Raw genomic sequence first — 10,153 nt, 5'->3', positions numbered from 1 at the left:
TTAAACGGACCCGACCCGATATTCGCGGTCACCTGCTCGGTTGCGGGGCGATTTGCGTCCTTTTCGCGCATGATGAACAGAGGCGGCGCCGAAGCTAGGATTTCGGGCAGAAGCCCTAAAGGTTCCTTCAGCGCGATAGTGAAGGTCCTGTCATCCTTCTTCGAAATATCCCTGGCTCGCTCCATCAAAAGCTGACCGCCCGACTGGACCTGGGCCCATCGGCGGATCGAGGCGACACAGTCCGCCGCAGTGACGGCGGTGCCATCGTGCCACCCGAGACCATCGCGGAGCTCAAATGTATATGTCTTCTTGTCGTCGGAAACGCCCCATTTCTGCACCATTTGTGGCTGCGCCATGAACTTGGAATCGAGTGCAAACAGCGTGTCGTAAATTGCCAGGCCGTGGGACTGGATCGTGTCATCTGTCGAAAAGACCGGATCGAAGACGCGAGGGAAAGAGCCCATCACCATGTGCACTGTCCGCTCCGTACTTGCGGTTGTCTGCGCCCGCAGGACTGACGGGATCGAAAAGGCCGTTCCGGCAGCCACGCCTGCCTTTATGAGGTCGCGTCGAGAGATTGTCATGCTTCAGTTCCCCGTCTTGAGCCAGCCGCGTAGATAACCCGCGCAGTTTGTCGACCGAGAACACTGTGACATGACAGGATCAGAGTTTCGCGTCATAGCGACCCGCTGCTGCAATGGATATTTCACCAAGTGGTGCAGTTTGAAACCCCGTTGCGCATTTCGGAAAAAGGCTCGCCCCCCCGGTGGTGTAGTTCGTTTTGTGCGCGGCAGCAGTCCCAGTAACGTTCACAGGCCGGACGTGATAGTCGGGCGGCGCGACGCGGCAGAGTTGCCATGTCGCGCACAGCATCTTGGTGACGGCCGCCTTGAGGCCTTCGTGTGCGTCGGAAACGACGAGCTTGACGCGGCGGCGCACCTTCAAGTAGGTGGATGAGCAGGCGAAGCGCGCCTTACCGCATTGCGGCTGCAGTTTTCGCATCGCCTCTCGCCGAACGGGACATGCGCCTTTCGTTAGGCATCCGGCTTGCCAGACGACATGGCAAAGTCAGGCACATCCATCCACGAGAGACGATATCAGTCGGCCGGTGTCAACGCCAAAGCCGATCATCTCGCGCAACAAATTAATTTCGGCGCTTTTCTCAACTAGCGTCATGTCGCAAAGTCATTGTGCGAGGTAGTTTCATCCGCCTGAGCGACAATTCGATGTCATTCTGTTTCCAGTTCGTGCGGGCTTGGGCCAATAATCGGAAGGTTGCTCTTCGCCGCGTCGGTCAGAGCAAGCCGATCTGACGACCGGATACATTTGCCTCAAATGCTGGCGATATTTCAAAAATCGTTCTTTTAATATGCCTGACATTTCAACAGGAAACCCGGTTTGATGCAAAACCCCTCGTCGTAATGCGGCATATTCAGCTGCGGCGCCCCTTTTGCCGTTGTCCGACCAGAATAACGCTGGAAATTTGCATCAAAGCGGTCCGGCGGAACAAGCCCAAATGTGGATAATGCAGAATGACAAGCTCTGAAATCTTCCCGGATCTGCAGCGCGAAGCAACCGAATGGCGCCGGTACCTTCATCAGCATCCTGAGCTCGATTTCCGGCTACCTAACACAGCGCAATTTGTCGTGGAGAAATTAGCCTCGTTTGGTATCAATCACATCGAAACAGGAATTGCTGAGACGGGCATAGTCGCGATTGTCCAAGGTAAAGGCGGCGACGGGCCGACTGTGGGGTTGAGGGCTGACATGGATGCCTTGCCGATTGTTGAAGCTTCAGGCAAGCCCTGGACATCGAAAAAGCTGGGCCGAATGCATGCATGCGGCCATGACGGGCACACGGCCATGTTGCTGGGCGCCGCGAAACATTTCGCGAGAACGCGCAACTTCAAAGGCTCCGTCGCTCTGATCTTCCAGCCGGCAGAAGAGATCGAACTGCCATCGGGTGGCCTGAAAATGGTCCAAGAGGGGATCATGGATCGTTTCAACATCTCCCAGGTCTTTGGCATGCACAACAGGCCAGGGGTGGAGATCGGCACATTCGCAATTCGCGCTGGCCCCATCATGGCGTCGCAGGATGACTTCGACATCATCGTAAAGGGCAAGGGTGGCCATGCGGCTTCGCCACATCGAACTATAGATCCTGTGGTCATTGCAGCACAGATCATCATGGGCCTGCAGACACTGGTCTCGCGCAAGACTGATCCTATGGACCCCCTCGTTATCTCGGTGACAAAGTTAAAGGCCGCAGAATCCCATAACATCATTCCCGATGACGTCGCAATCGCTGGAACTGTCAGGACGCTTTCATCCGAACTGAGAGATTTTGCCGAACGAGAAGTGTTTGCTTCTGCTCAGGGCATTGCGCGTGGGTTCGGCGCCGATATCGAGTTCACGTATCGCCGATCTGTTCCAGTTACTTTTAACCACGCTAAAGAAACAGATTTTGCGATCACGGCGGCTCGCAACTTGGTGGGAGCCCCATCAGTGGACGACAAGGTCAGGATGAGTATGGGCGCTGAGGACTTCGCTTACATGCTCGAGGCGCGGCCAGGCGCTATAATCTTTCTTGGTAATGGATCATCGCCTTCCCTGCACAATCCGGCTTATGATTTTAACGATGAGGCCCTTGGCCATGGCATCGGGTTCTGGATTAGCCTTGTAGAGACAGTGTTGGCTATTTAAGAAGAACCTCCGCTCAGCGCTAACAACGGCGTGACAAGTAAGTTTGCAGGTGATATAATGTTAAATCCTTATTCTGCTGGCGTTACAACCATTCCTCACATCCCCTTTACGCAGCTCGAATATCAGAGCCGGATTGCTAAGGCGCGGCATTTAATGAAGGAGCATGCCTTTGACGCGCTTCTCGTAACGTCCGAACATAACTTACGGTATTTTGTTGGCGATACCAGTACTACTCCCATTCAAACTACACGACCGCGCTTTCTCCTAATCATGCAGTCTGGTGACGCAATAGCAATCGTCCCAACTGGGCTAGACGAATTTCTCAAAGAGACTACCTGGATAAAGGATTTCCGTACTTGGAATGGTCCTAATCCTAAAGATGAAGGCGTTTCAAAAACCGCAGAAATCTTAAATGAAATATTGCCAGAAAATGCACGAGTGGGTATCGAGCTTGGCCCAGAAAGCAGACTCGGTCTCCCCGCAGGAGATTTTTTCCGCGTTAGCGAAGCAGTATGGCCCCGGACGTTTGCCGACGCTTCAGAGCTAATCTTTACCCCATTGAGAATGATCAAGTCCGAAGCCGAAATAGCTCGTATCAGATCTATATGTCGGATCGTTTCTGAGGTATTTGATAATTTGACTGAAGAATTGCATGTTGAAATGACCGAGCGGCAGGCCTGCCGTCTCTTTGAGCTTAAATGCTTCATGCTCGGTGCCGACAAAACACCTAAGATCGACAGTGTTTCAGGCCGGGGAGGATATTCTCACTGCTACGGCGAGCCGACCGATAAAGTGCTATCCGACGGGGACGTGCTTTTTATTGATGCTGGTTGCCTGTTTAATTTTTACTGGAGCGACTTCAACCGCAACTTTTCTTTTGGCGAAGCTGATCCCTATACCCAAGACGCCTACCGGGCGGTCTGGGACGCGACAGAAGTAGGAATTAGTGCTGTGAAGCCGGGCGTTCCAATCTGTAACGTTTGGGCTGCAATGTCCGATGCGCTATCTCAGTCGACACATCGAGGAAGAAACTCCTCCATTGGCCGTATGGGTCACTCCATGGGTCTATGGATGCCAGAGCTGCCTTCCGTTCAGCAGAATGACAACACGATCCTGAAGCCAGGCATGATCATCAATATTGAGCCCAGTATGACCTACCCGTGCTATTTTGATGGCTCGTCAAAGCTAATGCTCCATGAAGAAGTTGTCGTAGTGACCGAAAGCGGCGCGCAATTGCTTACCTCGCGTGCTCCGCGCCAAATACCCGTCGTTAAGTAGGCTGCAGGTAGCCAAGATGCATGCCGTAGCTCCGTGCAAACTTTGACGGAGCGGGAATTGCCGCCACTGCGATCGAAGAAATTAGGCAAGCGAGAGCGGGCATGCAGCGCATGCGAAGCATGCGAGCGTCATCAGCCGTTCCTGCGACAAACTCCATTGAATAGTCGATCGTGAACAATGGAGCCGCGCACTGTTTCGACTGGCTTTGAAGCGCGGCCACCGAAGCCACAAGCTGCCTGAACCAGTTGAGCAGGAGCGAGAAGTTGTAGCCGGCGGCGGCCGGGATGGCGTTGACGGCGTCGCCCTGCTCGCCGGCGAGGTAGTTGCGGTCCATCCGGTGTTCGGCCTTGATATGGCCGATCACGGGCTCGATCGCGGAGCGGCGGCGCTTGGCGATTGACGAGCTTGCGCAGCGCCTTGTTGGCCCGCTTGAACTTGTGTGGATGCCAGCCGTTTTGCAAGAAAGACTTGAACCTTTGAACGCGTGATCGAGTGCGGACTTGTGTCAGGCCTTTCGGGTGCGACCATTTCACATGCCGCGTGCCGGTATGGTGATGCGCGGATCAGCTCCAACTCTGCTTGGCGAGCTCATGAGGCTCTCGTTCAAACACTGGTTTTCCTGACGCCGATCTGATCGATCATTTGCCCATGCGGTTCTTGCCTTCCTAACATCCCCGACATACCGGCTTCAGGTGTGCTGCTGAATGATTATGCCCGCACCATCGCCGGATTCCGGTAGTCCTCTTGTTTCGTCAGCATAACCCAGATGCCACGCGCCATCTTGTCGGCCAGCGCGATCGCCACCAGCATGCGCGGCTTCTTCGCTATGATGCGGGCAAAGCCAGGGACCCTCGGTACACGCTTGCGGGATGCCCATTGCGCCACGGCCATGGTGCCGACGATGAGCAGACGTCGAATGTCGCGCTCACCCTTTCGACGTCTTGCCTAGTTGTTGCTTGCCGCCGGTCGACTTCTGCAGCGGGACCAACCCGAGCCAGGCGGCAAAGTCGCGCTCGCACTTGAACGTCTCCATCGGCGGCACGAAGGTTTCGATCCCAAGCGCGGCGACGGGGCCAGCACCAGGCATGGTCTGCAGGCGTCGAGATGCTTCAGGTTCCCCGCGCCCCATTTGGACAGCTCAAGGACCGCCATGTTGGCTTCCTCTCGCGCGAGACAGCCCTCGTACTCTGTCGCTCAACGGCGGTCAGCAGGTCGGGATTGTTCGTCGCGGTGCCGGGTGCGGATCGGCCTGCGGCGTGCCGCCGTCCAGGCGGCGATCTCCTCACCTTGGTCTAACGTCCAAACTTAGGGCCAGATCAAGCTCGTCAAACGCCAGATGGACGGCTGCGGAAAGATCGACCTAATTCAGGCCCGTCGTCGGAGCGAGCTGATCTGCGGGTTTCCCAAAGTCCCGGACAAGGAATTCAGTAAGTCGCGGACACGGATTTCACTAAGTTCGGGACAGGGATTTCAGTAAGTCGCGGACAAAACAGGCGGCGGAATTAGGTCGATTTTCGTGAGCGCCGATCTGGCATTTTGCCCTCGTATTCGAAGCGAGGCATCAATGCCGAGGCGGAAGCGAGCGAGACATACGAGCGTGAAGGACATCCGATCGATACTGCGGCTGACGTTCGAGCAGGAACTCCCTGTGCGGGCCGTTTCGGAGCGTTTGAAGATCAGCAAGACGTCGGTATCGACGTATCTGCTGCGGGCACGGGAAGCCGGACTTGCGGTCTGGCCGCTGCCCCTGGACTGGACGATGACGAGGTTCTGGAGCGACGGCTCTTTCGCCGGATGGGACGGCCGCCGCGTGACATCGATGAGCCGGACTGGCCCAAGATTGCCAGCGAGCTGAAGCGCAAGGGCGTGACGCTCAATCTGCTGTGGCAGGAATATCGTGAGAGCCATCTGGACGGCTATGGCTACACCTGGTTCTGCTGCCGTTTTGCCGAATACGAAAGCCGCGTCAAACCCAGCTTTCGCAGCCGGCACGTTGCTGGCGTCGCCATGGAGTGCGACTATGCTGGCCACACGATCCCCGTCATCGACCCGTCGACAGGAGAGATCCGCGCAGCGCAGATTTACGTCGCGGTGCTGAGCGCGTCTCAATTGACGTTCTCTTATGCGAGCTTCAGCCAGAAGCTGCCGGATTGGATCGAAGCGAACCAACGGGTCTTCAGTTACTTCGGCGGCGCGACGAAGACGACGATCTGCGACAATCTCAAATCCGCGGTTGCCAAGGCTCTTTGGTTCGAGCCGACGTTAAATGCGACCTTCGCCGCCTTCGCCGAGCACTACGATACGACCATCCTGCCAGCGCGGCCAAAACGTCCTCGGGATAAGCCATCCGCCGAAGGTTCAGTTTTAATCGTCGAGAGGTGGGTGCTGGCCAGGCTTCGAAACGAACGCTTCTTCAGCCTTGCTGATCTCAATATCCGGATCAGCAGTTTGATCGGAGACCTCAACGGCCGGACCATGCGCCGTTATGGCAAATCCCGCCGTGCGTTGTTTGATGAGATCGAACGCACCCAGCTCAAGCCACTGCCGGCAACACCGTTTGAATATGCAGAATGGAAAGTCGCCAAGGTCCATCCCGACTATCATGTCGAGGTCGACAAGACCTTCTACTCCGTGCCGCACGGTCTGATCGGCAGGCGGTGTCAAACGAATCCAGGAATTGACCCCTTTGGCGAACTGAAGAACTGACCCCTTCATTGGTTTGCTGTTTCGTTTGTTTCGGGCACCGAGCCGACCTTCTGCAGAAGGCCGGACCGTCGCTTTTCGCGCAGCCTGTAGCTGTCCCCCCTGATGGTGATCACAGTTGAATGGTGAAGCAGGCGATCCAAGATTGCCGTGGCCACCACGGGATCTCCAAAAACGCTCCCCCATTCACCCACCGAACGGTTGGAGGTAATCAGGATCGATCCCTTCTCGTAGCGGCGGGACACCAGGTGGAAGAAGAGGTGGGCGGCATTGGCCTCGAAGGGAAGATATCCGAGCTCGTCGATGATCAGCAATTTCGGCCGTGACAGGATCGTCAACTGCTTGTCGAGCGAGCCGTCGCTGTGGGCCTTGGCCAACATCGCCACCAACGTGGCTGCCGTGACGAACTGCACGTTGTAATTCTGGCGGATTGCCTCGCGGCCAAGGCTCACTGCAAGATGGGTCTTGCCCGTGCCCGGAGGGCCAAGGAACAGGACTGTGTCGCCGTGGGCGATCCAGCGGCAGGTCGCAAGCTCCCTGATCTGTCCCTGATCCAGCGATGGCTGCGCGTCGAAGTCGAAGCCGTCGAGTTCGCGCACGAACGGGAACTGCGCCAGTTTGCTCGACATCAATATCCGCCGCTCGTCACGCCGCGCGATCTCGCGCGACACAAGGAAAGCCAAAGCCTCGCGCAAGGTCATCTTCGAGCGTGCAGCCTCATCCAGCAGCGTGTCGAGTTGATCGCGGATTGCCGTCAGCTTCAACCGGTCGAGTGTCGCGACCAGCATGTCGTGATCCACGGTCGTCATCACCAGCCTCCCCCGACAACCGCCTCGTATTCCGCCAGCGGCCGCAGCAAGGCGCAAGGAGCAATCTCTATAGGGGCTGCTGCGCGCACTGGTCCCTCGGCGCCAGCCACGCCGACAAAATGCGCCCGGTCCACGATCCGTTGTCGGCGGCCTTGGCATTGGGAATGATCAGCCACCACCCGGCCCGCATGACGGATGATGACGCGACCGGCCAGAACCACTACCTGAACGCTCTCTCCGATCAGGCGCCAGGGCACTGAGTAGCTGTTCGTATCGAGGTCGATCGCGCAGTCCGCCTGAACCTTGCGCACCAGATCACGTAGTTGTCCGAACGGCGCCCGGCCTGCAAGCGGCCGAAGCGCACCGGCCTCAGCGGCAAAACGTTCCGCAGGCGCGACGCCGGTCGTGCCATGCTCACGCTGGTCGGCAATCTCGCGCGTCCACCGATCCAGATGCGCCTCGAACGCCGCCCAGCTCTCGAAACGGCGGCCGGCGATCGCGTTCTTCTTGACGTAGGCGACCCCACGCTCGTCCTTGCCCTTCGTGCGGGCCCGATATGGCGCGCAAGCTCGTGGCGTAAAGCCCCAGTAGCGGGCAAAGGCATGCAGTCGGGCATTGAACCTCACCTCGCGCGTCACCGCGTCATGGTGCTCGACCAGAGCCTTCGCATTATCCAGCAGAACCTCCGCTGGAACCCCGCTGAAGCGCAGGAAGGCTCCTTCCATCCCATCAAACCAGTCCGCCTGGCGCTCCCGTAAAGAGGGGCGGATATGCACCCGTCGCGAATAGCCCAGCGTCCCCACGAACAGGTGAACGCGCAACCGCTCGCCGCCGATCCACACGCGCGTATCGCCAAAGTCGATCTGCATCTGATGACCTGGCGCCGTCTCAAAGCGAACCGTCGCGCGCTTCTGCGCCTTCAATTCCCGCCGCCAGCGCTTCACTCTCAGCTCCACCGAGCGAAGCCCGATCACGATACCATGTTCGCTCGCCAATTCCTGGCGAATGACATCCGCGTTTCCATCATGACGAAAGAAACGCTCTCTAAGCCAATCGTCCAGACCGTCGAATGCAGTTCGACGAGCAGGCTGGCGATACGCCACGACACCACCTTCACGCAGATAGCGGCGAACCGTATTGCGCGCGCAACCGAACTCTTGCGCAATGCGCTTCGCACCCCAGCCGACCTCATGCAGCCGAACCATCGCTGAAACTTCTTCCCCCGACCGCATCTCCTCAACCCGCATTGTTGTCGACAAGGCGAGCTTCGATGGAAATTCTTCTTGCATCCACTGATCCTCTCAAAAATGAGGGGTCAGTTCTTCGTTTCGTTAGGGGGTCAGTTTCTCACTTCGCCTGACAGGCGGGTCGATGTGAGACTGACCTACCGGGCGGTCGAGATCTTCTTTGACCATAAGCGGATCGCCAGCCACATCAGAAGCTCGCAGCGCTCGGGCCATATTACCGTCAATGAGCATATGCCGAAGTCCCACCAGCGCTATGCAAACACGACGCCTCACACGTTGCGCAAGGAAGCGGCAAAAGTCGGGAGCAATACGGCGATATTTATCGAGCGTCTGCTGAGTGACCGCCCGCATCCGGAACAAGGCTATCGATCCGCGCAGGGCGTCCTTTCCTTGGCGCGACGCTACAAATCCGATCGCCTGGAAATGGCGTGCGAGCGTGCCTTGACCATCAATGCAATGAGCTATTCGTCCGTCGCCAACATTCTCAAATCTGGTCTCGACCAAGCTGCGCCCGTGAGCGAGGCCGTCAAGCCGGCACCGCCGCACGGCAATATCCGCGGTAAAACCTACTATCAATGAGAAAGGAAAACACCCAGATGCTGACACATCCAACCCTTGATCACATGCACACGCTCGGCCTTGCCGGAATGGTCGCGGCCTATCGCGAGCTTGCCGAGCAGGTCCATGGAAACGACCTCAGCTTTGACGAGCGGCTCGGCCTGATGCTCGACCGCGAGATCGCACTGAGAACAGACAAACGGCTGACCAATCGGTTGGCAACAGCAAAGCTGCGTTTTGCCAATGCCTCGATCGAAGACATCGATTTTAGCACTCACCGCGGCCTTGATCGCCGGAACGTCTTATCCTTGGCGCAGGGGGCATGGCTGAAGGCAAACGAGAACTTGATTCTGACAGGCCAAACGGGCACCGGAAAGACATGGATTGCCTGCGCCTTCGGACGACAGGCGGCCCGTCTGGACTATTCCGTGCTCTACGTTCGCATGCCACGGCTCTTCGAGGATCTCGCACTTGCAAGGCTCGACGGACGCTTCCCGCGCCTTATCGATAAACTCGCTCGCGTCCAGCTGCTGATCCTCGACGATTGGGGAACGCATACGCTGAGCGACAGGCAGCGCCTCGATCTGCTCGAAATCTTCGAGGAGCGATACCGGCGGAAATCGACGCTGTCACGGCTCAACTTCCTGTGGCCGCCTGGCATGAAATGATCGGAGAGGTCACTTTAGCCGATGCGATCCTGGACCGTATCGTTCACAATGCGCACCGCATAACGCTCGAAGGCGACAGCATGCGAAAGCGAAAACCATCGACGCTCTTGACCGGCAGCGAAATAACCGAAATCAATCACTCCTAACAGCAACAAGGCAACCGGAACTCGATCGCTTCCGTTGTCCGC

The 10,153-nt window shown here is 57.4% G+C and carries 5 protein-coding genes and 6 pseudogenes; 5 read left to right on the top strand and 6 right to left on the bottom strand.

Translation table 11 applies throughout. The annotated features are described in order from the left end of the window. Together NKH01_RS32675 and NKH01_RS32670 are read right to left on the bottom strand one after the other, a co-directional pair. Positions 1 to 584: ABC transporter substrate-binding protein (locus NKH01_RS32675; RefSeq protein WP_353024407.1), on the bottom strand; the 584-nt coding region annotated here is incomplete at its 3' end. 256 nt (positions 585 to 840) lie between these two features. After that, positions 841 to 927, bottom strand: a pseudogene (locus NKH01_RS32670) (transposase); the annotation flags it as partial. Positions 928 to 1,532: 605 nt separating this feature from the next. On the opposite strand from NKH01_RS32670, the gene NKH01_RS32665 reads away from it, so the two are divergent. After that, a complete protein-coding gene (locus NKH01_RS32665) occupies positions 1,533 to 2,702 on the top strand; it encodes a M20 aminoacylase family protein (protein ID WP_353024405.1) in 1,170 nt (389 codons plus the stop codon). 57 nt (positions 2,703 to 2,759) lie between these two features. Next, on the top strand, positions 2,760 to 3,980 hold the full coding sequence (locus tag NKH01_RS32660) for a M24 family metallopeptidase (protein ID WP_353024403.1): 1,221 nt from the start codon (positions 2,760 to 2,762) through the stop codon (positions 3,978 to 3,980). A gap of 226 nt (positions 3,981 to 4,206) precedes the next feature. Here the strand turns inward: NKH01_RS32660 and NKH01_RS32655 are convergent. Further along, positions 4,207 to 4,368: pseudogene (locus NKH01_RS32655) on the bottom strand (IS5/IS1182 family transposase); the annotation flags it as partial. A gap of 320 nt (positions 4,369 to 4,688) precedes the next feature. Continuing rightward, positions 4,689 to 5,079 (bottom strand): annotated as a pseudogene (locus tag NKH01_RS32650) (transposase); the annotation flags it as partial. Positions 5,080 to 5,544: 465 nt separating this feature from the next. Here NKH01_RS32650 and istA (NKH01_RS32645) point away from each other — a divergent pair. Further along, a pseudogene (gene istA, locus NKH01_RS32645) lies at positions 5,545 to 6,632 on the top strand (IS21 family transposase); the annotation flags it as partial. A gap of 59 nt (positions 6,633 to 6,691) precedes the next feature. Here istA (NKH01_RS32645) and istB (NKH01_RS32640) read toward each other — a convergent pair. Continuing rightward, positions 6,692 to 7,492, bottom strand: coding sequence for an IS21-like element ISSme2 family helper ATPase IstB (gene istB / locus NKH01_RS32640; protein ID WP_353024401.1), 801 nt, complete (start codon positions 7,490 to 7,492; stop codon positions 6,692 to 6,694). Next, positions 7,492 to 8,781, bottom strand: a complete 1,290-nt coding sequence (gene istA / locus NKH01_RS32635; protein WP_352618700.1) for an IS21 family transposase — start codon at positions 8,779 to 8,781, stop codon at positions 7,492 to 7,494. The genes istB (NKH01_RS32640) and istA (NKH01_RS32635) overlap by 1 nt, the downstream gene beginning before the upstream one ends. A gap of 81 nt (positions 8,782 to 8,862) precedes the next feature. On the opposite strand from istA (NKH01_RS32635), the pseudogene NKH01_RS32630 reads away from it, so the two are divergent. Both NKH01_RS32630 and istB (NKH01_RS32625) read left to right on the top strand, forming a co-directional pair. Further along, positions 8,863 to 9,318: pseudogene (locus tag NKH01_RS32630) on the top strand (IS21 family transposase); the annotation flags it as partial. Positions 9,319 to 9,335: 17 nt separating this feature from the next. Next, positions 9,336 to 10,111 (top strand): annotated as a pseudogene (gene istB, locus NKH01_RS32625) (IS21-like element helper ATPase IstB). Positions 10,112 to 10,153 lie beyond the last annotated feature (42 nt).

It is taken from the genome of Mesorhizobium sp. M1403, from assembly GCF_040317695.1.
Taxonomy (GTDB): Bacteria; Pseudomonadota; Alphaproteobacteria; order Rhizobiales; family Rhizobiaceae; genus Mesorhizobium.
The sequence above is the reverse complement of the archived record's forward strand: the minus strand, read 5'-3'. Positions and strand labels throughout refer to the sequence as shown.